Origin of the sequence: Burkholderia sp. AcTa6-5 (assembly GCF_017815075.1) — a bacterium.
Lineage (GTDB): Bacteria > Pseudomonadota > Gammaproteobacteria > Burkholderiales > Burkholderiaceae > Burkholderia > Burkholderia sola.
Genome location: NZ_JAGIQE010000008.1, coordinates 220,822 through 246,966, shown reverse-complemented (window position 1 = coordinate 246,966; position 26,145 = coordinate 220,822). Strand labels below are relative to the sequence as shown.

The window sequence follows — 26,145 nt, the reverse complement described above, 5'->3', positions numbered from 1 at the left end:
CCGCGCCGGGCGCGAGACCTGACATTTTGAGGTTGTTTTGACAGATATCCACGATATTGAATCGTCCGCGCCTGCCGTGCAGGCAGCGCGTGCCGACGATGCGCCGGAGCAGGATGCTTCGGCCGCGGGTGGCGACGAGCGTCCCCGCCGCGGTCTGCGGCGCGGCCCGCGCAGCCTGATCGCGCGGCGTCGCGCGGCGGCCAAGTCGAAGGGCGCCGAAGGCGAGCAGCCGGGTGCCGAGGGCGCGGATGCGCAGCCGGCCGACGCTGTCGACGCGCAGCCGGCGCGTGCGCCGCGCAAGGAAGGCGCGGCCAAGGGCGGTCGCAAGCCGGCCGCCAAGCGCGAAGGCGCACCGAAGGGTGGCCAGGGCGGCCAGGGCCGTCGCGGTGCGGCGAAGGCTGAAGGCGGCCCGGCGAAGGCGGCGGAAAGCGATGCGTCCCAGGACGAGCTGTTCGCATACGTGACGTCGCCCGCCTTCGACGCGGACAACTCCGCGGGCGGCAGCGGCGTGCGTGCGCCGATGCTGCGCCGCGGCCGCAGCCAGCCGGCGAACAAGCGCGTGCTGTCGCCGGACGACGACGCGCCGAAGCTCCACAAGGTGCTGGCGGAAGCAGGCATGGGTTCGCGCCGCGAAATGGAAGAGCTGATCGTCGCCGGCCGCGTGTCGGTGAACGGCGAGCCCGCGCACATCGGCCAGCGGATCATGCCGACCGACCAGGTGCGGATCAACGGCAAGCCGGTCAAGCGCAAGCTGCCGAACAAGCCGCCGCGCGTGCTGCTGTATCACAAGCCGACCGGCGAGATCGTCAGCCACGCGGATCCGGAAGGCCGTCCGTCGGTGTTCGACCGTCTGCCGCCGATGAAGACGGCGAAATGGCTCGCGGTGGGCCGCCTCGACTTCAATACCGAAGGTCTGCTGATGCTGACGACCTCCGGTGATCTCGCGAACCGCTTCATGCATCCGCGTTACAGCGTCGAGCGCGAGTACGCGGTACGCGTCGTCGGCGAGCTGGCCGAAGGGATGCGGCAGAAGCTGCTGCACGGCGTCGAGCTCGACGACGGCCTGGCGAATTTCCTGCGCATCCGCGATGGCGGCGGCGAAGGCACGAACCACTGGTATCACGTCGCGCTGGCCGAAGGCCGCAACCGCGAAGTGCGCCGGATGTTCGAGGCGGTCGGCCTGATGGTGAGTCGGTTGATCCGGACGCGTCACGGCCCGATTCCGCTGCCGCGCGGCCTGAAGCGCGGTCGTTGGGAAGAGCTCGACGACGCGCAGGTGCGCAAGCTGATGGCGACCGTCGGCCTGAAGGCGCCGGCCGAGGAGAAGGGCAAGCGCGGCAGTGCCGGTCCGGCCGAGCGTCGCCAGCCCGACCCGATGGAGACGTCGATGGGCTTCATCAGTCGCGAGCCGGTGCTGACGACGCACGGGCAACTCGACCAGCCGCGTCGCGGCGGTGGCCGACGCGGCGGCCCGGGTCTGCCGGGCCTGAGCGGCTACGGCAGCCTGCCGGTTGCGCCGTCGGGTTATGGCAACCGCGCGGGCGGCGGCCGTGATGGCAACCGCGCAGGCGGCGGCCGCGACGGCAATCGCACCGGCGGTGGCCGCGATGTCGACGGCAATCGCGCGTCGTATGGCGCGGGCCCGAAGCGCGATGGCGCCGGCCCGAAGCGCGGCGGCAGCAAGGGTGGCGGCAATCGCAATCCGAACGGCAATCGTGCGGACGGCGCCGGCAACGGCGGCGGCGCGCGCGGTGGCCAGCGTCCGCAGCGCAGCCGCACGCGCGGCCGCTAAGCGTCTATTGGCGCACGGCGGCGTAGAGCCGCCGGCGTGCCGGTTCGATCGGCGTCCGGCCGATTTTTCCGGCACGACGCATCGCGTCGATGATCTTCGGCTGTATCCATGCCGCGTGCCGCGGCAATGCCGATCATCGGCGCGGCGGGATGCGCCGGTCGACCGGACAAGCCCGATTTCGCATTTTTGGTCCGTAAAGGCGGCCGACGCGCTGCTTTTACCGGCTGGCTTGGCGTTTGCGCCAAAAATCGCTATAATCGCGGAGTCGCTGGGCGTACGGATTCAATGTGCGGCTCAGGTGCGACCACCAGTAAGAAGATGGGCGTTCCGCCCATTTTTTTTTGCTGAAACGGTTAGGCATCTCGGGTAGCGCTTCCTGCGCCGGCTAAGGCGCGCGCCCGCGGGTGAATCGCGAGCGGCGGGCGCGAACACCTGAGAGGACACTGTGCAACTGACGGAACTGATAGAAACCACGGTCACCGGGCTCGGCTACGAGCTGGTGGAACTCGAGCGCACCGGGCGCGGCATGCTTTGCATCTATATCGATCAGCCTGCCGGCATCTCGCTCGAAGATTGCGAAAAGGTTACGCGTCAGCTCCAGCACGTCTTGACGGTCGAAAATATCGATTACGAACGGCTCGAAGTCTCGTCCCCGGGGCTCGACCGCCCGTTGAAGAAGCTGGCCGACTTCGAGCGCTTCGCCGGCAGCGAAGTTTCCGTGACCTTGAAAAAGCCGCTGGACGGGCGCAAGACGTACCGGGGCATTCTGCACGCGCCGAATGGCGAAACGATCGGTTTGGAATTTGAGGGGAAGAAGGGCGAGGCAGCCATGCTGGATTTCACGCTGGCCGATATCGATAAAGCCCGCCTGATTCCGCAAGTTGACTTTAGGAGCCGCAAATAATGAGTCGCGAAGTGTTGATGCTGGTGGATGCGCTGGCGCGCGAGAAAAACGTCGACAAGGATGTGGTGCTGGGCGCCCTCGAGGCTGCGCTCGCGTCCGCTTCCAAGAAGCTGTTCGACGAAGGCGCCGAAATCCGCGTCCATATCGATCGCGAAAGCGGCGAGCACGAAACCTTCCGTCGCTGGCTCGTCGTGCCCGACGAGGCAGGCTTGCAGGAGCCGGATCGCGAGATCCTGCTGTTCGAAGCACGTGAGCAGAAGCCCGACGTCGAAGTCGGCGAGTATGTCGAGGAACCCGTTCCGTCGATCGAATTCGGTCGGATCGGCGCGCAGGCCGCGAAGCAGGTGATCCTGCAGAAGGTGCGCGACGCGGAGCGCGAGCAGATCCTGAACGACTACCTCGAGCGTGGCGAAAAGATCATGACGGGTACGGTGAAGCGGCTCGACAAGGGCAACTTCATCGTCGAATCGGGCCGTGTCGAGGCGCTGCTGCGCCGCGATCAGCTGATCCCGAAGGAAAACCTGCGCGTGGGCGACCGCGTGCGGGCATACATCGCGAAGGTCGACCGCACCGCGCGCGGCCCGCAGATCGAGCTGTCGCGCACGGCGCCCGAATTCCTGATGAAGCTGTTCGAGATGGAAGTGCCGGAAATCGAGCAGGGCCTGCTCGAGATCAAGGCGGCCGCCCGCGACCCGGGCGTGCGCGCGAAGATCGGCGTGATCGCGTACGACAAGCGGATCGATCCGATCGGCACCTGCGTCGGCATCCGCGGTTCGCGCGTGCAGGCCGTGCGCAACGAGCTCGGTGGCGAAAACATCGACATCGTGCTATGGTCGGAAGATCCCGCCCAGTTCGTTATCGGCGCGCTCGCGCCGGCAGCCGTCCAGTCGATCGTCGTCGATGAAGAAAAGCATTCGATGGACGTCGTCGTCGACGAGAACGAACTGGCTGTCGCGATCGGCCGCAGCGGTCAGAACGTGCGCCTTGCCGGCGAACTGACCGGCTGGCAGATCAACATCATGACGCCGGACGAATCCGCGCTGAAGCAGGGCGAAGAGCGCGACCGGCTGCGTGCGCTGTTCATGGCGCGTCTCGACGTCGACGAAGAAGTTGCCGACATCCTGATCGACGAAGGCTTCACGAGCCTCGAGGAAATCGCGTACGTGCCGCTCAACGAAATGCTCGAAATCGAGGCGTTCGACGAGGACACCGTGCACGAACTGCGCAACCGCGCACGCGACGCGCTGTTGACGATGGCCATCGCGAACGAAGAAAAGGTCGAGAACGCAGCGCTGGATCTCAAGAGCCTCGACGGCATCACGCCGGAGCTGCTCGCGAAGCTGGCCGAACACGGCGTGCAGACGCGCGACGATCTCGCCGAACTGGCTGTAGATGAACTGGTCGACATGACCGGAATGGAAGAGGATGCCGCTAAGGCGTTGATCATGAAAGCACGTGAACATTGGTTCCAGTGAGAAATGACCATGGCGCACTGATTTGATGGCGGCCGTATGGCCTGACCCGATGCTAACCGCAAGGAATCGGTCCTTGCACTAAGAGGAATGAATGGCGAGTAACAACGTAGCCCAATTTGCCGCGGAACTGAAAATGCCTGCTGGTGTGCTGCTCGAACAGCTGCAGGCAGCGGGCGTCCAGAAAGCGAGTGAAGACGATGCGCTGTCCGAAGCGGACAAGGCGCGTCTGCTCGATCATTTGCGCAAGTCGCACGGCGCAACCGACGGCGACAAGCGCAAGATCACGCTGACCCGCAAGCATACGTCGGAGATCAAGCAATCTGACGCGACGGGCAAGGCTCGCACCATTCAGGTCGAGGTCCGCAAGAAGCGTACGTTCGTCAAGCGCGACGACGTGGCCGACGGCGCGGAACAGGGTCAGGCGCAGGTCGCCGAAGCGGACGACGATGCAGAACTGAAGCGTCGCGAGGAAGAGGCGCGCCGCGAGGCCGAGCTGCTCGAGAAGCAGGCGCAGGAGCTGCGCGAGCGTCAGGAGCGCCTCGAGCGCGAGGAAGCCGAACGTCGCGCCCGCGAGGAAGCGGCCGAGGCCGAGCGCCGTCGCGCCGAGGAAGAAGCGGCGACGAAGCGTGCCGCGGCGGAAGCCGCCGCAGCCCAGCAGCAGGCGGCAGCGCAGCAGGCTGCTGCTGCCGAGCAGGAAGCGACGCCGACGCAGTCCGCGCAGGACGAAGCACGCGCAGCCGCCGAACGCGCGGCGCAGCGCGAAGCGGCGAAGAAGGCCGAGGACGCTGCCCGCGAGGCAGCCGACAAGGCGCGCGCCGAGCAGGAAGAGATCAGCAAGCGTCGCGCGGCGGCAGAAGCCGAAGCACGCGCGATCCGCGAAATGATGAACACGCCGCGCAAGGCCGTGGTCAAGGCAGTCGAGCCGCCGAAGCCGGTCGAGCCGCCGAAGCCGGCTGAAGCGAAGGGCACGCTGCACAAGCCGGCGAAGCCGGAAGGCGCACAGGCGCGTCCGGCCGTGAAGAAGCCGGCGGGTGCGGCGGCTCCGGCCACCACGCAGGCGCCGGCAGGCGCGGGCGACCGCAACAAGAAGCCGGGCGCAGGCAAGGGCGGCTGGCAGGACGACGCATCGAAGCGTCGCGGCATCAAGACGCGCGGCGACTCGAGCGGCGGCGTCGACCGCGGCTGGCGCGGCGGCCCGAAGGGTCGCGGCCGTCACCAGGACAGTTCGACGTTCCAGGCGCCGACCGAACCGATCGTTCGCGAAGTGCATGTGCCGGAAACCGTGTCGGTTGCCGATCTCGCGCACAAGATGTCGATCAAGGCCTCCGAAGTCATCAAGGTGATGATGAAGATGGGCCAGATGGTCACGATCAACCAGGTGCTGGACCAGGAAACGGCGATGATCATCGTCGAGGAACTGGGCCACCGCGCGGTTGCCGCGAAGCTGGACGATCCGGAAGCGCTGCTCGTCGAAGGCGAAACCGGTACCGATGCGGAGCAACTGCCGCGTCCGCCGGTCGTCACGGTGATGGGTCACGTCGACCACGGCAAGACGTCGCTGCTCGACCACATCCGCCGCGCGAAGGTTGCAGCGGGCGAAGCGGGCGGCATTACGCAGCACATCGGCGCTTACCACGTCGAAACGCCGCGTGGCGTCATCACGTTCCTCGATACGCCGGGTCACGAAGCGTTCACGGCAATGCGTGCACGCGGCGCGAAGGCGACCGACATCGTGGTGCTGGTGGTGGCGGCCGACGACGGCGTGATGCCGCAGACGAAGGAAGCCATCGCCCACGCGAAGGCGGGCGGCGTGCCGATCGTCGTCGCGATCAACAAGATCGACAAGCCGGATGCGAACCCCGATCGCGTCAAGCAGGAGCTGGTCGCGGAAGGCGTCGTGCCGGAAGAATACGGTGGCGATTCGCCGTTCGTGCCGGTGTCGGCGAAGACCGGCGCGGGTATCGACGATCTGCTCGAGAACGTGCTGCTGCAGGCCGAAGTGCTGGAACTGAAGGCACCGGTCGAAGCGCCGGCCAAGGGCATCGTGATCGAAGCGAAGCTCGACAAGGGTAAAGGCCCGGTCGCGACGATCCTCGTGCAGTCCGGTACGCTGAACCGCGGCGACATCGTGCTGGCGGGTACGGCCTACGGCCGCGTCCGTGCGATGCTCGACGAGAACGGCAAGCCGACGAAGGAAGCCGGCCCGTCGATCCCGGTCGAAATCCAGGGTCTGTCGGAAGTGCCGGGTGCGGGCGAGGAAGTGATCGTGCTGCCGGACGAGCGCAAGGCACGTGAAATCGCGCTGTTCCGTCAGGGCAAGTTCCGCGACGTGAAGCTCGCGAAGCAGCAGGCCGCGAAGCTGGAAAGCATGCTCGAGCAGATGGGCGAGGGCGAAGTGCAGAACCTGCCGCTCATCATCAAGGCCGATGTGCAGGGTTCGCAGGAAGCGCTCGTGCAGTCGCTGCTCAAGCTGTCGACCGACGAAGTGCGCGTGCAGATCGTGCACAGCGCGGTGGGCGGCATCAGCGAAAACGACGTCAACCTCGCGACGGCATCGAAGGCGGTCATCATCGGCTTCAACACGCGTGCGGATGCTCAGGCACGCAAGCTGGCCGAGGCGAACGGCATCGATATCCGCTACTACAACATCATCTACGACGCAGTGGATGAGGTGAAGGCGGCGATGTCGGGCATGCTGGCGCCGGAGAAGCGCGAAGTCATCACCGGCATGGTGGAGGTGCGCCAGGTCTTCAAGGTACCGAAGATCGGCACGGTCGCCGGCTGTATGGTCACGGACGGTATCGTCAAGCGCTCGTCGTCGGTGCGCGTGCTGCGCAACAACGTCGTGATCTTCACGGGCGAACTCGAATCGCTGAAGCGCTTCAAGGACGACGTGAAGGAAGTGAAGCAAGGCTTCGAGTGCGGTATGTCGGTGAAGAACTTCAACGATATCGTCGAAGGCGACCAGTTCGAAGTCTTCGAAGTGACCGAAGTCGCGCGTACGCTGTAATCGTCGCGCATCGGCTCATGGGCGGGGCAGGCTTGGGCCTGTCCCGCCCATTTTCATGGTGGCGTGCCGAAAACGGCCGCCGCTTCATCCTGATAAACGGATCACGGATCGATCATGTCCAGGAAACGTACTTCCCCCAATCGCAACGTTCAGATCGCCGACCAGATTCAGCGCGATCTGTCCGAACTCATCATGCGCGAGGTCAAGGATCCGCGCGTCGGCATCGTGACCATCCAGAGCGTGGAACTCACGCCGGACTATGCGCACGCGAAGGTCTATTTCACGGCGCTCACCGGCGATCCGGACAAGACGCAGGAGGCGCTGAACCATGCGTCGGGTCACCTGCACAACCTGCTGTTCAAGCGCCTGCACATTCATACGGTGCCGACGCTGCATTTCCATTACGACCAGACGATCGAGAAGGCCGTCGAAATGTCGCGCCTGATCAAGGAAGCGAACTCGACCCGCGCGAAGGACGACGACGAGGCCGACGCGCCTGCCAAGGACGACTGAGCTCGACGGGCCTATGACGAATGCAGCACCCCAACGTCCGCGCGTGCCCCGGCGCGTGCTGGACGGCGTTCTCCTGCTGGACAAGCCGGTCGGCCTGTCCAGCAACGATGCGCTGATTCGCGCGAAGCGCCTGCTTCTCGCGAAGAAGGCCGGTCACACCGGCACGCTCGATCCGCTGGCTTCGGGCCTGCTGCCGTTGTGTTTCGGCGAAGCGACCAAGTTTTCGCAGGATTTGCTCGACGCCGACAAGACCTATGAAGCGACGATGCGTCTCGGCCAGCGCACGGCCACCGGCGACGCGGAAGGCGACGTGATCGACACGCGGCCGGTCGAATGCGATCGGGCGGCGGTGGAAGCCGCGCTCGTGCGCTTCACCGGCGACATCGTGCAGGTGCCGCCGATGTATTCGGCGCTCAAGCGCGACGGCAAGCCGCTGTATGAATATGCGCGCGCAGGTCAGACCGTCGAGCGGGAAGGCCGCAACGTGACGATCCACTTGCTCGAACTACTCGCGTGCGAGCTGCCCGACGTGACGTTTCGCGTGACCTGCAGCAAGGGCACGTATGTGCGCACGCTGGCGGAGGATATCGGCGAAGCGCTGGGTTGCGGCGCGCATTTGACGATGCTGCGTCGCACGGGCGTCGGTGCGCTGACGCTCGAGCATGCGGTGACGCTCGACGCGCTGTCGGACGCGGCCGAATCGGCGCGCGATGCATGGCTGCAGCCGGTTGATGCGCTGCTGTCGACGTTTCCGCTGGTGCGTCTCGACGAAGCTAGCGCGAAGCGGTTTCTGCACGGGCAGCGGCTACCGCTGTCGGCGCTCGAACCGATCGACGCGGGCGAGGGCGAGCGCGTGCGCGTGTACGACGCAACGCGGTTGCTCGGCGTGGCGCGCAAGGCGAATGGCGTGCTCGCGCCGGAGCGGCTGGTCGTGACGGCTGAGTGATGCGAGGCGCGCAAGCGCCATCGCCGGCACAAAAAACCCGGTCGAAATCGACCGGGTTTTTTGTTGGGTGCATTGCGTTGAACGTGGTGCTCAGTGCGCGGCCGACGCCGCCGCACCCGCATCGCCGCCGCCCGCGCGTTCGGGCTTCGTGATCCAGATCAGTCCGATCAGCAGCACGAAGATCGCCGCCGAAATGTAGAACAGATCGTTCACGCCCAGCTGCGCAGCCTGCTGCGTGGCCATGTTGTTGATCAGGCCGTGTGCCTGCTGCTGCGTAAGCCCGAGATTGCCCATCTGAGTGACGGCCTGATTGAACGTCGGGTTGTACGGATTCGTCTGCTCGACCAGCTGCGCGTGGTGGAAGTTGTTGCGGTGGTCCCACGCGGTCTGGAAGATCGACGTGCCGATGCCGCCGCACATGATCCGCACGAAGTTCGACAGGCCGGACGCCGCCGGAATGCGGTGGCCGGGCAGGCCCGACAGCGTGATCGACACCAGCGGGATGAAGAAGCCCGCCATCGCGATGCCCTGCACGAGCGTCGGCAGCGTCAGCGACCATTCGTCGACGCCGGTCGTGTAGCGCGAACGCATCCAGAAGCACAGCGCGAACGTGAGGAACGCGGCGGTCGCGATGTAGCGCGGATCGGTGCGCGGCAGGAACTTGCCGGTCAGCGGCGACAGCAGGATCGCGAACAACCCCACGGGCGCCATCACGAGCCCCGCATCGGTGGCCGTATAGCCGATCTGGGTCTGCAGCCACAGCGGCAGCAGCACGAGATTGCCGAAGTAGAGCCCGTAGCCGACCGCGAGCGCGATCGTGCCGCCCGTGAAGTTGCGCATGCGGAACAGCGACAGGTCGACGACCGGATGTTCCGCGGTCAGCTCCCAGATCACGAAGAACGCGAACGAGATGACCGCGATCAACGCGAGCGCGACGATCGTGGTCGACGCGAACCAGTCGAGATCCTTGCCCTTGTCGAGCATGATCTGCAGCGAGCCGACCCACAGCACGAGTAGCGCGAGGCCGACGCCGTCGATCGGCGCGCGGCGCACCGTCGATTCGCGCGTACGGTAGATCGACCACGTGGCAAGCGCGGCGGCGATGCCGACGGGGATGTTCACGTAGAAGATCCACGGCCACGAATAGTTGTCCGAGATCCAGCCGCCGAGGATCGGCCCCGCGACCGGCGCGATCAGCGTCGTCATCGACCACAGGGCGAGCGCCATTGGCGCCTTCGCGCGTGGATAGCTCGACAGCAGCAGCGATTGCGACAGCGGAATCATCGGGCCCGCGACGGCACCCTGGAGCACGCGTGACGCGAGCAGGAATGGCAGGCTCGGCGCCAGCCCGCACATCCATGACGAGATGACGAACAGGATGATCGACGCGAGGAACAGGCGAACTTGCCCGAAACGGTCGGTCAGCCAGCCGGTCAGCGGCACCGAGATTGCGTTGGCGACCGCGAACGACGTGATGACCCACGTGCCCTGGTCGGACGACACGCCGAGGTCGCCCGAGATGGTCGGGATCGCGACGTTCGCGATGGACGTGTCGAGCACGTTCATGAACACCGCGAGCGACACCGCGATCGTGCCGAGCACGAGTTGCCCGCCCTGCAGGGGCGGGTAGGAGACAGGAGCCTGTGCCATGTCGGTTGTCTTTCCGGAGTCGGAACGGTTACATCATTTTCGCGGCGGCGTTCTGCTTCGCCGCGACCGGCGCCGACGCGTTGCCGCCTGCGTTCTCGGCGATGATGCGCGCGATTTCGGCGTCGGCTTCGTCGCCGTATTTCGCGAACACGTTGGTCTCGTAGACGGTGTTCGGCGCGTTGACGAGCTGGTCGCCGCGTTCGTCCTTGATGTCCACGTCGACCTGCATCGACAGGCCGATGCGCAGCGGATGCTTGTCGAGATCCTTCGGGTCGAGCTCGATACGCACCGGCAGGCGCTGCACGACCTTGATCCAGTTGCCGGTCGCGTTCTGCGCCGGCAGCAGCGAGAACGCCGAGCCCGTGCCGGCCGAGAAGCCGACGACCTTGCCGTGGTACGTGACCGACGAACCGTAGATGTCGGCCGTCATCTCGACCGGCTGGCCGATGCGCATGTGCTTCAACTGGACTTCCTTGAAGTTCGCGTCGACCCACACGGCATTGAGCGGCACCACCGACATCAGCGGGTTGCCGGGCGATACGCGCTGGCCGACCTGCACCGAGCGCTTTGCGACGTAGCCGGTGACCGGCGCCGGCAGCACGTTACGCGCGTTCGCGAGGTATGCGTCGCGCACCTTCGCGGCGGCGGCCATCACGTTCGGGTGCGATGCGATCGTCGTGTTCGCGGTCAATGCGCGATTCGATGCGAGCTGCTGCTGGGCGGCGTCGACCGATGCCTGCGCGGCCTTCACCGCGTCGCGGGCGTGCGAGATTTCTTCCTGCGACACGGCGCCCGTCTGCGCGACGGCGAGGCGGCGACGCAGGTCGTCCTGTGCCTTCGACAGGTCGGACTGGCGCAGCGCGACTTGTGCGCGGTACTGGTCGTCGTTGACGAACAGGCCGCGCACCTGGCGCACCGTCTGCGCGAGGTTGGCTTCCGCCTGCTGCAGCGCGACCTGCGAATCGGCCGGGTCGAGCACGACGAGCGGGTCGCCGGCCTTGACCGTTTGCGTGTCGTCCGCCTTCACGGCGATCACGGTGCCGGTGACCTGCGGCGTGATCTGCACGACGTTGCCGTTCACGTACGCATCGTCGGTGTCTTCATGGAAGCGGGCGACGAGGAAGTAGTACAGGCCGTATGCGATGGCCGCGATCACGATGACCGCGACGAGCAGCGTCATCATTCGTTTGCGCTTGCCGTTGTTCTGCGGCTGCGCGCTGGCGGCGTTTTGTTGGTCGCTCATGGCGATTTTCTCCGTCCGTTATTTCGAGTGTCTGCGTAGTGGTGGCGCCGGCTCAGTTGGCGGCTTGTTTGGTCGGCGTGGCCGCATCGGGCGCGGCGAGCGGCGTGCCCGTCGCGTCGAACCCGCCGCCGAGCGCCTTGATCAGCGCGAGCTGCATGTCGCGGCGACGCATCTTCAGGTTGGTCACCGTCTGCTCCGATGCGAGGCGGTTGCTGTCCGCCGTCAGCACCTGCAGTTGCGGCGACAGGCCGGCCTTGTAGCGGATGACCGCGAGATCGTACGCGCGCGTCGATGCGTCGAGCGCACGTTGGGCGTCGCCCATCTGGCGATCGACCGCGCGGATCGACGCGACCTGCGTCGCGACGTCGTTCAGCGCGCTGATCAGCGTCTGGTTGTAGTTCGCGACCGACAGGTCGAAATCGGCGTAGCGGCCCTTGAGCTGGGCGCGCAGCGCGCCGGCATCGAAGATCGGCAGGTGGATCGCCGGGCCGAACTGCGCCTGGCGGCTCGCGAAATTCAGGAATTTGCCCCAGCCGAATGCATCGAAGCCGAAGCCGGCCGCGAGGTTCACGTCGGGGTAGAACTCGGCCTTCGCTTCCTTCACGTCGTGCATCGCGGCTTCGACCTGCCAGCGCGCGGCGACGATGTCGGGGCGGCGCGACACGAGATCGGCCGGCAGGTTGCCGGGCAGCGTGACGTCGCCGCTCGGGTTCATCACGGGCGCCGCGATCTGCAGCCCGCGATCCGGGCCCTTGCCGAGCAGCGCGGCGAGCTGGTAGCGCACCGTCGTGATCTGGCCGTCGAGGTCCGACAGCGAAGCCTGCGTCGTCGCGATGTTGCCGCGGGCCGTCTGGCGTTCGACGTTGGTGTCGAGGCCGGCCGATACGCGGCCGTCGGTGATCTTGCCGACCGTCTCGCGGTTGCTGATCTCGCGCTGCGCGATGTCGCGCAGCGCATAGAGCTGCGCGAGCGAGTTGTAGGTGCGCGCGACCGACGACGCGAGCGTGATGCGCGCCTGCTGCATGTCGGCTTCGGCGGCCTTTTCCTGCGACACGGCCGTGTGCAGGCGTTCGCGGTTCTTGCCCCACAGGTCGAGTTCCCACGACGCGCTCGCGAGCGCGTTGTTCTCGCTGTACCACTGGCCGCCGTACGGAGGCGGGAACAGTGCGTTCGACGAATACAGCTCGCGCGTCCACGAATAGCTGGCTTCGGCCTTCGGCATCAGGTTCGAGCGGGACGATTCGATGTACGACGACGCCTTCGCGATGCGTGCCTGCGCCTGCGCGATCGACGGGTTGCCCTGCAGCGCTTCGTCGATCAGCTTCGGCAGTTGCGGATCGCCGAACTGGCTCGCCCAGTCGAGCGCCGGCCACTGGCCGCCCTGGGCCGGCAGGCTCTGGGCGGATTCGAATTGCGACGCGGGGGCGATCTGCTTGTCGCTCTTGATGCCGATGTAATTCGCGCAGCCCGCCAGCGCCAGCGCGGCGACCGCGGCGGCGACGGCGGCGCGGCACGACCCGGCGCGCACGGACAACGGGGAGGTTTTCATCGCGCTAACCCCTGACTCGGAATGAATGATGGACACTGCAAGGATTTCCTTACATTAATCTGTCAAAAGTAATTGTTATGGCAACTATTACGTGACGCTGCCGCCGGCCGTCTCGCAATAGTTGCTGAGAATGCGGCGCAGCATGCTCTTCAGGAACCCGACTTCTTCCGGCGTAAACCCGTCCAGCACCTGGTCGAGCACGCTGCGAAAAATGGGCGGCAGCCGTTCGGCTAGCGCACGGCCTTCGTCGGTGAGTTCGAGGCGCACGACGCGCCGGTCCTCGATGCTGCGCACGCGCGACAGCAGGCCGCGTTTCTCGACCCGGTCGAGCAGGCGCGTGACCGCGCTTGCGTCGATCCCGTATTCGCGCGCCAGTTCGGCGGCCGTCGAGCACTTGCCGACCGCGATCATGAACAGCATGCTCGCCTGCGTGCCGGTGATGCCGAGCTCTTCCTGCGTGCGCTGCGTGACGAGGTTGGTCATCACGGACTTCACGCGCGACATCAGATAGCCGACGCTGTCGTTCATCTGATACGTGGACAACGGCGAAACGGGCGGTGGGGTAGGAGAATCCGACATAAAACCCTGAAGCTGCAATAGTTGACTAGGCAGCAGTATAGGCACAATTGCTTGCCGCGGCAAATGTTAATCGAACGGCTAAGCGCGTGCTCGGCACGGCGAGAATCCCTTGTCTCGATAAGGTTTTTCGTCCGGGCGCGGTGGGGCGAAGCGGATTGGCGCAGCCTGTTTTGCTGCGTTGCAACGCGCGGGACAGCTGCCGACACGCACACGTGCTATAATTTGAGGCTCTCCAAGCTGCAACGCGCGCGCCCCGTGAAAAACGAGCGCGCGCGTTTGCGCGTTCAAACGATTTCCAGGTTTCTATGACCCGCGCCCTTCGCAATATCGCCATCATCGCCCACGTCGACCACGGCAAGACCACGCTCGTCGACCAGCTGCTCCGCCAGTCCGGCACCTTCCGCGACAACCAGCAGATTGCGGAGCGGGTGATGGACTCGAACGACATCGAAAAAGAGCGCGGGATCACGATTCTCGCGAAGAACTGCGCGGTCGAATACGAAGGCACGCACGTCAACATCGTCGACACCCCGGGGCACGCGGACTTCGGCGGCGAAGTCGAGCGCGTGCTGTCGATGGTCGACTCGGTGCTGCTGCTCGTCGACGCGGTCGAGGGCCCGATGCCGCAGACGCGCTTCGTCACGAAGAAGGCGCTCGCGCTCGGCCTGAAGCCGATCGTCGTCGTCAACAAGATCGACCGTCCGGGCGCGCGGATCGACTGGGTGATCAACCAGACCTTCGACCTGTTCGACAAGCTCGGCGCGACCGAAGAGCAGCTCGATTTCCCGATCGTCTACGCGTCGGGCCTGAACGGCTATGCGTCGCTCGACCCGGCCGCGCGCGAAGGCGACATGCGCCCGCTGTTCGAGGCGATCCTCGAGCACGTGCCGGTTCGCCCGGCCGATCCGGAAGCGCCGCTGCAGCTCCAGATCACGTCGCTCGACTATTCGACGTACGTCGGCCGGATCGGCGTCGGCCGCATCACGCGCGGCCGGATCAAGCCGGGCCAGCCGGTCGTGATGCGCTTCGGCCCGGAAGGCGACGTGCTGAACCGCAAGATCAATCAGGTGCTGTCGTTCAAGGGCCTGGAGCGCGTGCAGGTCGAATCGGCCGAAGCGGGCGACATCGTGCTGATCAACGGGATCGAAGACGTCGGCATCGGCGCGACGATCTGCGCGGTCGACACGCCGGAAGCGCTGCCGATGATCACCGTCGACGAACCGACGCTGACGATGAACTTCCTCGTCAACTCGTCGCCGCTCGCCGGCCGCGAAGGCAAGTTCGTGACGAGCCGCCAGATCCGCGACCGTCTGATGAAGGAACTGAACCACAACGTCGCGCTGCGCGTGAAGGATACCGGCGACGAAACGGTGTTCGAAGTGTCGGGCCGCGGCGAGCTGCACCTGACGATTCTCGTCGAGAACATGCGCCGCGAAGGCTACGAGCTGGCCGTGTCGCGTCCGCGCGTCGTGATGCAGGAAATCGACGGCGTGCGTCACGAGCCGTACGAGCTGCTGACGGTCGACGTCGAGGACGAGCACCAGGGCGGCGTGATGGAAGAGCTCGGCCGCCGCAAGGGCGAAATGCTCGACATGGCGTCGGACGGCCGCGGCCGTACGCGCCTGGAATACAAGATCTCGGCACGCGGCCTGATCGGCTTCCAGAGCGAATTCCTGACGCTCACGCGCGGCACGGGCCTGATGAGCCACATCTTCGACTCGTACGCACCGGTCAAGGACGGCTCGGTGTTCGAGCGCCGCAACGGCGTGCTGATCTCGCAGGACGACGGCGCGGCCGTGGCCTACGCACTGTGGAAGCTGCAGGATCGCGGCCGCATGTTCGTGAAGCCGGGCGACGCGCTGTATGAGGGCATGATCATCGGCATCCACAGCCGCGACAACGACCTCGTCGTGAACCCGATCAAGGGCAAGCAGCTGACCAACGTGCGCGCGTCGGGTACCGACGAAGCCGTGCGTCTGGTACCGCCGGTCCAGATGTCGCTGGAATACGCGGTCGAATTCATCGACGACGACGAGCTCGTCGAAGTGACGCCGCAGTCGATCCGCCTGCGCAAGCGCTTCCTGAAGGAGCACGAGCGTCGCCGCGCGAGCCGCGAAGGCGCGGTCGACTAAGCATCGACTGTTCCCGCGCACGACGAAAGAGGCTGCCTTCGGGCAGCCTTTTTTGCATTCGCGCATCGCGCAACCGGAGTGCCTGCAAAACACTGTTCCGGCGGGTCGCGGCAATCCGGCAAAACCCCGCCACGCGGTGCTTTCGGGCACATTTCACCGTGAACTCCGGTATCGGTTCTGTGATATGCTGCGCGCACGCAAGTTTTAGGTCCTTCCAAGCAAGACTTGATTCGCAATCCGCTAAACGGTCAGGCCGTGTCGCGGAAGGTTGAGTAACCCGCTATTTCTCGAGAAGCTCGAAGAAAGGTGAGCGTAAAATGTCAGATGTAATGAAGCAGTTTCAGCTGAACTCCTATCTGTTCGGCGGCAATGCTTCGTACGTTGAAGAACTGTACGATGCATACCTCAACAATCCGGCGTCGGTGCCGGAGAACTGGCGAGAGTATTTCGACGCGCTGCAGAACGTGCCCGCGACGGACGGCTCCAACGCCAATGACGTCGCTCACTTCCCGATCGTCGAATCGTTCGCCGAGCGCGCGAAGGCCAATGCCTTCATCCCGCGCGAAAGCACCAGCAATCTGGCAACCGCGCGCAAGCAGGTGCACGTCCAGTCGCTGATCAGCGCCTACCGCTTCCTTGGCTCGCAATGGGCCAACCTCGATCCGCTGAAGCGTCGCGAACGTCCGGCCATTCCGGAACTCGAACCCGCGTTCTACGACTTCTCCGAAGGCGACCTCGACCAGACGTACAGCGCAAGCAACCTGTACTTCGGTTTCGACCAGGCTTCGCTGCGCGACATCGTCAAGGGCCTGCGCGACACGTACTGCGGCACGATCGGCGCCGAGTACATGTACATCAGCGACCCGGAACAGAAGCGCTGGTGGCAGGAGCGCCTGGAATCGACCCGCGCGACGCCGGCTTTCTCGGTCGACAAGAAGAAGCACATCCTGAATCGCCTGACGGCCGCCGAAGGCCTCGAGCGCTACCTGCACACCAAGTACGTCGGCCAGAAGCGCTTCTCGCTCGAAGGCGGCGAAAGCTTCATCGCGGCGATGGACGAAGTCGTCCAGCACGCGGGCAAGAGCGGCGTGCAGGAAATCATCATCGGCATGGCTCACCGCGGCCGTCTGAACGTGCTGGTCAACACGCTGGGCAAGATGCCGGCCGACCTGTTCGCCGAATTCGAAGGCAAGCACGTCGACGACCTGCCGGCCGGTGACGTGAAATACCACAAGGGCTTCTCGTCGGACGTGTCGACGGAAGGCGGCCCGGTCCACCTGTCGCTCGCGTTCAACCCGTCGCACCTCGAAATCGTGAACCCGGTGGTCGAAGGTTCCGCGAAGGCGCGGATGGACCGTCGCGGCGACGAAGACGGCCTGCAGGTGCTGCCGGTGCAGATCCACGGCGACGCGGCCTTCGCCGGCCAGGGCGTCGTGATGGAAACGCTGAACCTCGCGCAGACGCGCGGTTACGGCACGCACGGCACGCTGCACATCGTCATCAACAACCAGATCGGCTTCACGACGTCCGACCCGCGCGACGCGCGCTCGACGCTGTACTGCACCGACGTCGTCAAGATGATCGAAGCGCCGGTGCTGCACGTGAACGGCGACGATCCGGAAGCCGTCGTGCTCGCGATCCAGATCGCGATCGACTACCGGATGCAGTTCCACAAGGATGTCGTGATCGACATTGTCTGCTTCCGCAAGCTGGGTCACAACGAGCAGGACACGCCGGCGGTCACGCAGCCGCTGATGTACAAGAAGATCGCGCAGCACCCGGGCACCCGTGCGCTGTACGCCGAGAAGCTCGTGCAGCAGGGCGTGATCACCGCGGAAGACGCCGACAACTACGTGAAGGCGTACCGCAAGGCGATGGACGACGGTCACCACACCGTCGATCCGGTCCTGTCGAACTACAAGAGCAAGTACGCGGTCGACTGGGTTCCGTTCCTGAACCGCAAGTGGACGGATGCAGCCGACACGGCCGTGCCGCTCGCCGAACTGAAGCGCCTGGGCGAACGCATCACCACGGTCCCGGAAAACTTCAAGGTTCACCCGCTCGTCGAGCGCGTGATCAACGACCGCCGCAACATGGCGCGCGGCGACCAGCCGCTCGACTGGGGCATGGGCGAACACCTCGCGTTCGCGTCGCTCGTCGCATCGGGCTACTCGGTGCGCCTGACGGGCCAGGACTCGGGCCGCGGCACGTTCACGCACCGTCACGCGGTGCTGCACGACCAGAACCGCGAGCGCTGGAACGACGGCACGTACGTGCCGCTGCAGAACATCGCCGACGGTCAGGCGAAGTTCACGGTGATCGACTCGGTGCTGTCGGAAGAAGCGGTGCTGGGATTCGAATACGGTTACTCGACCGCCGAGCCGAACACGCTCGTGCTGTGGGAAGCGCAGTTCGGCGACTTCGTCAACGGCGCGCAGGTCGTGATCGACCAGTTCATCTCGTCGGGCGAAGTGAAGTGGGGCCGCGTGTCCGGTCTCACGATGCTGCTGCCGCACGGCTACGAAGGCCAGGGTCCGGAACACTCGTCCACGCGTATCGAGCGTTTCCTGCAACTGTGTGCCGACCACAACATGCAGGTCGTCCAGCCGACGACGCCGGCGCAGATCTTCCACCTGCTGCGTCGTCAGATGATCCGTCTGTTCCGCAAGCCGCTGATCGTCGCCACGCCGAAGTCGCTGCTGCGCCACAAGGAAGCGGTGTCGGATCTGTCGGAACTGGCGAAGGGTTCGTTCCAGCCGGTGCTGGGCGAAACCGACGGCGGCATCGACGCGAAGAAGGTCAAGCGCGTGCTGGCATGCTCGGGCCGCGTGTATTACGACCTCGTCGCGCATCGCCGTGAAGCGAAGGCGAACGACGTCGCGATCATCCGTATCGAGCAGCTGTATCCGTTCGCGCACAAGCAGTTCGAAGCCGAAATGAAGAAGTACGAGAACGCGACTGAAGTGGTCTGGGTGCAGGACGAGCCGCAGAACCAGGGCCCCTGGTTCTACGTCGAGCACCACCTGAAGGAAGGCATGAAGGAAGGGCAGAAGCTGGCATACAGCGGCCGTCCGGCTTCGGCCTCGCCGGCGGTTGGCTACTACGCGAAGCACTACGAGCAGCAGAAGGCCCTGATCGAAGGGGCATTCGGCCGCCTGAAGAGCGCATCGATCGCGAAATAACCGACGTCAAGCGACACGGGAAGGCGCGCGGCGCTTTCCCGTCCCTTTTGGCCCCCGCGCGCGTCGCGCGCCGCACCGGCCGAAGGAATCGCACGAACCTCGTCACACCCCAGATTAAGCATCCAGGAAAATCACATGGCTATCGTAGAAGTCAAAGTCCCCCAGCTGTCGGAGTCGGTGTCGGAAGCCACCATGCTGCAGTGGAAGAAGAAGCCGGGCGAAGCAGTCGCGCAGGACGAAATCCTGATCGAACTCGAGACCGACAAGGTCGTCCTCGAAGTGCCGGCGCCGGCAGCGGGCGTGCTCGCGCAAGTGCTGCAGAACGACGGTGACACGGTGGTCGCCGACCAGATCATCGCGACGATCGACACCGAAGCGAAGGCAGGTGCTGCCGAAGCAGCGGCAGGCGCCGCCGAAGTCAAGCCGGCCGCCGCGCCTGCAGCAGCCGCGCCGGCCGCCCAGCCGGCTGCCGCGACCGCATCGAGCTCGGCCGCCGCATCGCCGGCCGCCGCGAAGCTGCTGGCCGAGAAGGGCCTGTCGACGGGCGACGTCGCAGGGTCGGGCCGCGACGGCCGCGTCACGAAGGGCGACGCGCTGGCAGCAGGCAGCGCACCGAAGGCGGCTCCGGCCGCCGCACCGGCGAAGACCGCCGCCGCGAAGCCGGCGCTGCCGGAAGTGAAGGTGCCGGCGTCGGCAGCGACCTGGCTGAACGACCGTCCGGAACAGCGCGTGCCGATGTCGCGCCTGCGTGCGCGTATCGCCGAGCGTCTGCTCGAATCGCAGCAGACCAACGCGATCCTGACGACGTTCAACGAAGTGAACATGGCGCCGGTCATGGAGCTGCGTAACAAGTACAAGGACAAGTTCGAGAAGGAACACGGCGTGAAGCTCGGCTTCATGTCGTTCTTCGTGAAGGCGGCCGTGCATGCGCTGAAGAAGTTCCCGCTCGTGAACGCGTCGATCGACGGTAACGACATCGTCTATCACGGCTACTTCGACATCGGTATCGCGGTCGGTTCGCCGCGCGGCCTGGTCGTGCCGATCCTGCGCAACGCGGATCAGCTGAGCCTCGCCGAGATCGAGAAGAAGATCGCCGAATTCGGCCAGAAGGCGAAGGACGGCAAGCTGTCGATCGAGGAAATGACGGGCGGTACGTTCTCGATCTCGAACGGCGGCGTGTTCGGCTCGATGCTGTCGACCCCGATCATCAACCCGCCGCAGTCGGCCATCCTCGGCGTGCACGCGACGAAGGAGCGTCCGGTCGTCGAAAACGGCCAGATCGTGATCCGCCCGATCAACTACCTCGCGCTGTCGTACGACCACCGCATCATCGACGGCCGCGAAGCCGTGCTGTCGCTCGTCGCGATGAAGGATGCGCTGGAAGATCCGGCACGCCTGCTGCTCGACCTGTAAGCCGAGTCTCACCGCATCGATCCGTTCCGTGGGTTCGCGCCCGAGCGCGAACCCACGGGCGTACAAGTAGAAAGGATTGTCATGTCCAAGGAATTTGACGTCGTCGTGATCGGCGCCGGCCCCGGCGGCTACATCGCCGCGATTCGCGCCGCGCAGCTCGGCAAGACCGTTGCCTGTATCGAGAAGTGGAAGAACCCGGCCGGCGCGCTGAAGCTCGGCGGCACTTGCCTGAACGTCGGCTGCATCCCGTCGAAGGCGCTGCTCGCGTCGTCGGAAGAGTTCGAGAACACGTCGCATCACCTGGCCGACCACGGCATCACGGTCGACGGCGTGAAGATCGACGTCGCGAAGATGCTCGGCCGCAAGGACGCGATCGTCGAGAAGATGACGAGCGGGATCGAGTTCCTGTTCAAGAAGAACAAGATCACTTGGCTGAAGGGCCATGGCAAGTTCACCGGCAAGACCGACGCCGGCGTGCAGATCGAAGTGAGCGGCGAGGGTGAAACCGAAGTCGTCACCGCGAAGAACGTGATCATCGCGACGGGCTCGAAGGCGCGTCACCTGCCGAACATCCCGGTCGACAACAAGATCGTGTCGGACAACGAAGGTGCGCTGACGTTCGACGCGGTGCCGAAGAAGCTCGCCGTGATCGGCGCGGGCGTGATCGGCCTCGAGCTCGGCTCGGTGTGGCGTCGCCTGGGTGCCGAAGTGACGGTGCTCGAAGCGCTGCCGGCGTTCCTCGGCGCAGCCGACGAAGCGCTCGCGAAGGAAGCGGCGAAGCTGTTCAAGAAGCAGGGCCTCGACATCCATCTCGGCGTGAAGATCGGCGACGTGAAGACGAGCGCCGACGGCGTGTCGATCGCGTACACGGACAAGGACGGCAACGCGCAGACGCTCGACGCCGACCGCCTGATCGTGTCGGTCGGCCGCGTGCCGAACACCGACAACCTCGGCCTCGAGGCCATCGGCCTGAAGGCCAACGAGCGCGGCTTCATCGACGTGGACGACCACTGCCGCACGGCGGTGCCGAACGTGTACGCGATCGGTGACGTGGTGCGCGGCCCGATGCTCGCGCACAAGGCGGAAGACGAAGGCGTGCTGGTCGCGGAAGTGATCGACGGCCAGAAGCCGCACATCGACTACAACTGCATTCCTTGGGTGATCTACACGTACCCGGAAATCGCATGGGTCGGCAAGACGGAGCAGCAGCTGAAGGCCGAAGGCCGCGAGATCAAGTCGGGCAAGTTCCCGTTCTCGATCAACGGCCGCGCGCTCGGCATGAACGCGCCGGACGGTTTCGTGAAGATGATCGCGGACGCGAAGACCGACGAACTGCTCGGCGTGCATGTGATCGCGGCGAACGCGTCGGACCTGATCGCGGAAGCCGTGGTGGCGATGGAGTTCAAGGCGGCGTCGGAAGACATCGCCCGCATCTGCCATCCGCACCCGTCGATGTCGGAAGTGATGCGCGAAGCGGCGCTCGCGGTCGACAAGCGCTCGCTGAACAGCTGAGCGCGGTATAGCGCCGGCCGGCCACCGGCTGGCGCAACCGTCTCATGACGAGGGCGGGCGGGTTTTCCCGCTCGCCTTTGTTTTTTCCGGTTTGCCCTGATGAACGTCACCGAATACTACACGCGCGAACTGACCACGCGCGGCTATCAGTCCGATCCCGCTCAGCGCGCGGCCGTCGATCGCCTGCAGCGCTGTTTCGACGAATGGGTCGACTACAAGGCGCGCCGCTCGAACGCGTTCAAGAAGCTCATCAATCACCCGGATCTCCCGCGCGGCGTCTACATGTGGGGCGGTGTCGGCCGTGGCAAGAGCTTCCTGATGGACAGCTTCTACGCGGTGGTGCCCGTGCAGCGCAAGACGCGCCTGCATTTCCACGAATTCATGCGCGAAGTGCACCGCGAGCTCGAGGAGCTGAAAGGGCAGGCCGATCCGCTCGACGAACTCGCACGACGCATCGCGAAGCGTTACCGGCTGATCTGCTTCGACGAGTTCCACGTGTCGGACATCGCCGACGCGATGATCCTGTACCGCCTGCTCGACCGCCTGTTCAACAACGGCGTGCAGTTCGTGATGACGTCCAATTACGATCCCGACGACCTGTATCCGGATGGCCTGCATCGCGACCGCATGCTGCCGGCGATCGCGCTGATCAAGGAAAAGCTCGACGTGCTCAACGTCGACGCGGGGGTCGACTATCGCCAGCGCACGCTCGCGCAGGTGAAGATGTATCACACGCCGCTCGGCGCGGAGGCCGATCGCGAACTACGCCATGCATTCGGCAAGCTCGCGGCCGTGCCCGACGAGAGCCCGATCCTGCATATCGAGAAGCGCGAGCTGAAGGCGCTGCGCAAGGCGGACGGCGTCGTGTGGTTCGATTTCGCGACGCTGTGCGGCGGCCCGCGTTCGCAGAACGATTACCTCGAGCTGGCAAGCCGCTTCCATGCGATCGTGCTGTCCGAGGTGCCGCAGATGTCGCCGCGGATGGCGTCCGAAGCGCGCCGCTTCACGTGGCTCATCGACGTGCTGTACGACCACAAGGTCAAGCTGCTGATGTCCGCGGCGGTGCCGGCCGAGGCGTTGTACGTCGAAGGGCCGATGGCCAACGAATTCGCGCGTACGGTCTCGCGCATCGTCGAGATGCAGTCGAAGGAATATATCGAGACGCCGCGCCGCATCGTCGATACGTCGTTGACCTGAGCCGATTGCCGGCTCGGGTAATTGGCGACATTTAAACGTCAATTTCGGTTAAATTCAGCGAATCTCAGGGTATTTTCGGATTTGTCTTATATTCATCGTTGAGGTGAGCCGATATTGTGGTGTCATGGTTATTAAGGCTGGAGATGTCCATGACCCCGTATCGCGATTTGACCGACCACCAATGGCGCTGCGTCGCGCCGCTTCTGCCCGAAATGCAGCCGCGCACCGAATTGCGCGGCCGGCCGTTAGCCAATACGCGCGCCGTGCTGAACGGCGTGCTCTGGGTGATCTACAGTGGCGCGACATGGTCGGCCATGCCGCGCCGTTACCCGTCGTATCAAACATGCCATCGACGCTTCAAGGCGTGGCACGAAACGGGCACGCTGATGAACGTGATGCGTGAGCTCTATGGCGACGTCGGCATGAATCTCTGCAATGAGCTGTCCGCGCGGATGCGCAAGCACACGCAATCGAAGGCGGCGGAGGCGCGTAGCCACGCGGCACCCGCATATCGTGCGCCGGGCAGCTATCCATCGGATGCGATGAAGCACGCGGCGTGAAGCCCATCGGTTTTTCGTTGTGCGTGCACCAAAAGAAATCGGCCTGGCGACGTCGTCGCAGGCCGATTTTTCATTGAGCCGCGGGTATTCGCGCGTACGGCGTTATTGCTGGCGCACCCAGGTCTGCGACCGGCCCAGCAGCGACACGCCGATGTAGCCGCGCACCACGAGCTTCTGGCCGCCGTCTTCAAGCGTCATCTTGCACTTGTAGACCTTGCCGTTCTCCGGGTCGAGAATGTTGCCGCCGTCCCAGTGGTCGCCGTCCTTCTTCATCGCCTTGATGATCGTCATGCCCTTGATGAGCTGATCCTTGCGCTCGTCCGTGCATGCGGTGCAGCGGCGATCGGGCGTATCATTCGCGCCGAGGCCCTTGACGACCTTGCCCGTCAGCGCTCCGTCGCCGTCCTCGGCGATCTGCACGAGCGCCTTCGGTTGATGGGTGTTGTCGTCGATCGTTTGCCACATGCCGATGGGGCTGTCGGCTTGTGCGAACGTGGGGGCTGCGCACGCGAGCAGGGCGCCGGCGATGGCGAGTGCACGCAACGGGCGAGTCAGTCGAATCATTGTCATCCTCCTTGTTTTGCATGTCTGTTCGATTCGCTCGCACGACCGTCTGCATGGGGCGGGCATGTTGCGAGCTTCGCCAGAATACGTGAAACCGCACGCCGCGTTTGATAGAGGGGACTCTAATCGAAACGGCCAGCATGACGCTGGCCGTTCGTGACTTTGGTGACCGATCAGTTGAGCTGATAAGAGAACGCCGCGTTGATGCGCGGGCTGCGTGACGCGCTTTCGACCGGCGCATCGCCGACCGGTTTGGCGACGTTCAGGTCGAGGCTGTAGTAGCGGCTGTCCGTGAGTCGCACGCCGATGCCGACCGACGACATGCGATTCGGCGATGGCGTGCCCGCGTGCAGATACACGCGCGCCATGTCGTATGCGATGTACGGCGTGATCGATTTCAGATACGTCCAGCCCGGCGTGAAGCCGCGGTTGACTTCGAGCGACATCCCCCAGCCCGAGTCGCCCGACGTTTCACCCGGCTGATAGCCGAGCGCATAGCGGGTCGAGCCGAACGAGATCTGCTCGGACGTCGGCAGCGAATCGGGACTGTATTGCCCGGTCAGCGACACCGACGTGCCGATGCGGAACGGCCATTCGTTCGTCTGCGTGAAGGTCGCGCCGGTTCGAACGAAGGTCAGCGAGATCGGGCTGTCCGCCGAGATCGTCGTCGTACCGATAGTCGTGTCCTGCGCTTTCGACGCGCCGAGGATGTTGAAGCCCTTCGCGACGTTGACGCTCAGCTTCTGCACCTGTTTCGGCTGGACGCTCGTGTAGTCGAGCTGCATCTGCAGCACGCGGACTTGCGAGCGCGTATCGATGCTGTTGCCGTTGATTTTGCTCTGGTAACGGTCTTCGTTGTGCGACGCATAGCCAGACACGGTACCGAGCAGGCTACGCTGATTGTTCAGCAAGATCGGATAGGAGGCCGAAAGACCGAGCTTCTCGTTCTTGACCGTGCGCTCGACCGACGACGGCAGGCCGGGGTTGTCGGTCGGCTTGCCGCGATACGTGCTGGCATCGAGGCGCGTGATGAGGCCGTTGCTGCCGATCGGCACCGCGCCGCTGAACGCGAAGTAGGTCTGCTTGTCGCGTCCCGGCGGCGCGAGCGCCGAGATGCTCAACTGCTCGCCGAACCGCGTGAGGCCGTTTTCGGTCGCGGTGATGAGGCCCTGGACGCCCGGGTGGTTGAAGTCGATCCCCGTGCTGACGTTGAACGGCTTGCGATCGACCGCGAGTTCGAGCGTCGTCGCGCCGTCGGTGGTTTGCGGCGGCGGCACGTTCGCCTTCACCGTGAGGCCCGGCAACAGCCCGAACGTGTTCACGTAACGCTCGAACGTCGCGCGGCGCAGCGGGCGATCGTCCGTGATGTGGGCAGCAATCGCGCGAATCTTCGGTTCCATCGCGCCGGGTTTGCCGGTGACCTTGACGTCCGACACATAGCCTTCCACCACCGTGATGCGCACGACGCCGTTCTCGAACGTCTGCGCGGGAACGAACGCGAACGACAGCGCGTAGCCGCGTTCCTGGTACAGCTTCGTCACGCCGTTGGCGGTTTCGATCAGCTCGCCGATCGTGATGTCCTTGCCGACGAGCGGTGTGAAGCGGCGCGTGATTTCCTCGAACGGTATCGACTTCACGCCTTCGACCTGGAACGTCTTCGGCGTCAGGTGCCGCGACAGCAGCTCCTGCAATTGCGGCGCCTGCGGCGCGACCTGAACGGTGACGTTCGGGCCCGTCTTCGGTGCGTTGATCTGGGGAAGGGAGTCGAGCGGGTTGCCGCCGACGCGCGTTTGCGCCTGTGCCGTGCCTGCTGCCGCGATGGCGAGCAGCATCATCCATCTGTCGAGTCTGGATTTCATTGTTCTTCCTCGTAGGCCTTGCTTTTCGTCTTCTTTGTAATGCCGGCGCGCGACACCCAGGTGTC

The 26,145-nt window shown here is 65.0% G+C and carries 18 protein-coding genes; 12 read left to right on the top strand and 6 right to left on the bottom strand.

What is annotated here, in order from left to right; translation table 11 throughout:
* The first annotated feature begins 37 nt into the window (after positions 1–37).
* The 6 genes from rluB (at position 38) to truB (ending at position 8,640) form a co-directional block, all read left to right on the top strand.
* Entirely contained in the window at positions 38–1,792 is a 1,755-nt protein-coding gene (gene rluB / locus J8I33_RS13815; protein ID WP_209936923.1) for a 23S rRNA pseudouridine(2605) synthase RluB, read from the top strand.
* Positions 1,793–2,237: 445 nt separating this feature from the next.
* On the top strand, positions 2,238–2,696 hold the full coding sequence (rimP, locus tag J8I33_RS13810) for a ribosome maturation factor RimP (protein ID WP_006476167.1): 459 nt from the start codon (positions 2,238–2,240) through the stop codon (positions 2,694–2,696).
* Positions 2,696–4,171: a transcription termination factor NusA gene (gene nusA, locus J8I33_RS13805; RefSeq protein WP_006476166.1), complete on the top strand. Its 1,476-nt coding sequence runs from the start codon at positions 2,696–2,698 to the stop codon at positions 4,169–4,171. The genes rimP and nusA overlap by 1 nt, the downstream gene beginning before the upstream one ends.
* Positions 4,172–4,262: 91 nt before the next feature.
* Positions 4,263–7,181 (top strand): translation initiation factor IF-2, encoded by a 2,919-nt coding sequence (gene infB, locus J8I33_RS13800; RefSeq protein ID WP_050012483.1) that lies wholly within the window; start codon positions 4,263–4,265, stop codon positions 7,179–7,181.
* 114 nt (positions 7,182–7,295) lie between these two features.
* The gene (rbfA, locus tag J8I33_RS13795; RefSeq protein ID WP_050012484.1) at positions 7,296–7,694 is read left to right on the top strand and encodes a 30S ribosome-binding factor RbfA; all 399 of its coding nucleotides are present in this window, start codon (positions 7,296–7,298) and stop codon (positions 7,692–7,694) included.
* A gap of 13 nt (positions 7,695–7,707) precedes the next feature.
* Entirely contained in the window at positions 7,708–8,640 is a 933-nt protein-coding gene (gene truB, locus J8I33_RS13790; protein ID WP_124593174.1) for a tRNA pseudouridine(55) synthase TruB, read from the top strand.
* A gap of 90 nt (positions 8,641–8,730) precedes the next feature.
* Here truB and J8I33_RS13785 read toward each other — a convergent pair whose 3' ends face one another.
* The 4 genes from J8I33_RS13785 to J8I33_RS13770 all read right to left on the bottom strand — a co-directional run bounded on the left by J8I33_RS13785 (position 8,731) and on the right by J8I33_RS13770 (position 13,661).
* A complete protein-coding gene (locus J8I33_RS13785; RefSeq protein ID WP_050012486.1) occupies positions 8,731–10,290 on the bottom strand; it encodes a DHA2 family efflux MFS transporter permease subunit in 1,560 nt (519 codons plus the stop codon).
* Between the two features lie 28 nt (positions 10,291–10,318).
* Complete coding sequence (locus J8I33_RS13780; RefSeq protein ID WP_050012487.1) at positions 10,319–11,533, bottom strand: HlyD family secretion protein; 1,215 nt, start codon at positions 11,531–11,533, stop codon at positions 10,319–10,321.
* Between the two features lie 52 nt (positions 11,534–11,585).
* Positions 11,586–13,082, bottom strand: coding sequence for an efflux transporter outer membrane subunit (locus tag J8I33_RS13775; RefSeq protein WP_050012488.1), 1,497 nt, complete (start codon positions 13,080–13,082; stop codon positions 11,586–11,588).
* A gap of 87 nt (positions 13,083–13,169) precedes the next feature.
* A complete protein-coding gene (locus tag J8I33_RS13770) occupies positions 13,170–13,661 on the bottom strand; it encodes a MarR family transcriptional regulator (RefSeq protein ID WP_050012489.1) in 492 nt (163 codons plus the stop codon).
* A 305-nt stretch (positions 13,662–13,966) separates the two neighbouring features.
* On the opposite strand from J8I33_RS13770, the gene typA reads away from it, so the two are divergent.
* The 6 genes from typA (at position 13,967) to J8I33_RS13740 (ending at position 23,657) form a co-directional block, all read left to right on the top strand.
* Complete coding sequence (gene typA / locus J8I33_RS13765; RefSeq protein WP_006476159.1) at positions 13,967–15,793, top strand: translational GTPase TypA; 1,827 nt, start codon at positions 13,967–13,969, stop codon at positions 15,791–15,793.
* A 317-nt stretch (positions 15,794–16,110) separates the two neighbouring features.
* Positions 16,111–18,975, top strand: a complete 2,865-nt coding sequence (locus tag J8I33_RS13760; RefSeq protein WP_050012490.1) for a 2-oxoglutarate dehydrogenase E1 component — start codon at positions 16,111–16,113, stop codon at positions 18,973–18,975.
* Positions 18,976–19,110: 135 nt separating this feature from the next.
* On the top strand, positions 19,111–20,388 hold the full coding sequence (gene odhB / locus J8I33_RS13755; protein WP_050012491.1) for a 2-oxoglutarate dehydrogenase complex dihydrolipoyllysine-residue succinyltransferase: 1,278 nt from the start codon (positions 19,111–19,113) through the stop codon (positions 20,386–20,388).
* Positions 20,389–20,469: 81 nt separating this feature from the next.
* Positions 20,470–21,900, top strand: a complete 1,431-nt coding sequence (gene lpdA / locus J8I33_RS13750) for a dihydrolipoyl dehydrogenase (RefSeq protein ID WP_050012492.1) — start codon at positions 20,470–20,472, stop codon at positions 21,898–21,900.
* 99 nt (positions 21,901–21,999) lie between these two features.
* The gene (zapE, locus tag J8I33_RS13745) at positions 22,000–23,097 is read left to right on the top strand and encodes a cell division protein ZapE (RefSeq protein WP_027811308.1); all 1,098 of its coding nucleotides are present in this window, start codon (positions 22,000–22,002) and stop codon (positions 23,095–23,097) included.
* A gap of 119 nt (positions 23,098–23,216) precedes the next feature.
* The gene (locus J8I33_RS13740; RefSeq protein ID WP_124556363.1) at positions 23,217–23,657 is read left to right on the top strand and encodes a transposase; all 441 of its coding nucleotides are present in this window, start codon (positions 23,217–23,219) and stop codon (positions 23,655–23,657) included.
* A gap of 102 nt (positions 23,658–23,759) precedes the next feature.
* Here the strand turns inward: J8I33_RS13740 and J8I33_RS13735 are convergent, their stop codons facing one another.
* Both J8I33_RS13735 and J8I33_RS13730 read right to left on the bottom strand, forming a co-directional pair.
* On the bottom strand, positions 23,760–24,221 hold the full coding sequence (locus J8I33_RS13735) for a DUF2147 domain-containing protein (protein WP_209936915.1): 462 nt from the start codon (positions 24,219–24,221) through the stop codon (positions 23,760–23,762).
* Positions 24,222–24,394: 173 nt separating this feature from the next.
* Complete coding sequence (locus J8I33_RS13730) at positions 24,395–26,080, bottom strand: ShlB/FhaC/HecB family hemolysin secretion/activation protein (RefSeq protein WP_050012495.1); 1,686 nt, start codon at positions 26,078–26,080, stop codon at positions 24,395–24,397.
* Between the last annotated feature and the right edge of the window lie 65 nt (positions 26,081–26,145).

Excerpts from the sequence above, each read along its gene's own strand:
- nusA (WP_006476166.1), top strand. The coding sequence starts at position 2,696 with ATGAGTCGCGAAGTGTTGATGCTGGTGGATGCGCTGGCGCGCGAGAAA.
- infB (WP_050012483.1), top strand. The coding sequence starts at position 4,263 with ATGGCGAGTAACAACGTAGCCCAATTTGCCGCGGAACTGAAAATGCCT.
- rbfA (WP_050012484.1), top strand. The coding sequence starts at position 7,296 with ATGTCCAGGAAACGTACTTCCCCCAATCGCAACGTTCAGATCGCCGAC.
- truB (WP_124593174.1), top strand. The coding sequence starts at position 7,708 with ATGACGAATGCAGCACCCCAACGTCCGCGCGTGCCCCGGCGCGTGCTG.
- J8I33_RS13785 (WP_050012486.1), bottom strand. The coding sequence starts at position 10,290 with ATGGCACAGGCTCCTGTCTCCTACCCGCCCCTGCAGGGCGGGCAACTC.
- J8I33_RS13780 (WP_050012487.1), bottom strand. The coding sequence starts at position 11,533 with ATGAGCGACCAACAAAACGCCGCCAGCGCGCAGCCGCAGAACAACGGC.
- J8I33_RS13775 (WP_050012488.1), bottom strand. The coding sequence starts at position 13,082 with ATGAAAACCTCCCCGTTGTCCGTGCGCGCCGGGTCGTGCCGCGCCGCC.
- J8I33_RS13770 (WP_050012489.1), bottom strand. The coding sequence starts at position 13,661 with ATGTCGGATTCTCCTACCCCACCGCCCGTTTCGCCGTTGTCCACGTAT.
- typA (WP_006476159.1), top strand. The coding sequence starts at position 13,967 with ATGACCCGCGCCCTTCGCAATATCGCCATCATCGCCCACGTCGACCAC.
- J8I33_RS13760 (WP_050012490.1), top strand. The coding sequence starts at position 16,111 with ATGTCAGATGTAATGAAGCAGTTTCAGCTGAACTCCTATCTGTTCGGC.
- odhB (WP_050012491.1), top strand. The coding sequence starts at position 19,111 with ATGGCTATCGTAGAAGTCAAAGTCCCCCAGCTGTCGGAGTCGGTGTCG.
- lpdA (WP_050012492.1), top strand. The coding sequence starts at position 20,470 with ATGTCCAAGGAATTTGACGTCGTCGTGATCGGCGCCGGCCCCGGCGGC.
- zapE (WP_027811308.1), top strand. The coding sequence starts at position 22,000 with ATGAACGTCACCGAATACTACACGCGCGAACTGACCACGCGCGGCTAT.
- J8I33_RS13735 (WP_209936915.1), bottom strand. The coding sequence starts at position 24,221 with ATGATTCGACTGACTCGCCCGTTGCGTGCACTCGCCATCGCCGGCGCC.
- J8I33_RS13730 (WP_050012495.1), bottom strand. The coding sequence starts at position 26,080 with ATGAAATCCAGACTCGACAGATGGATGATGCTGCTCGCCATCGCGGCA.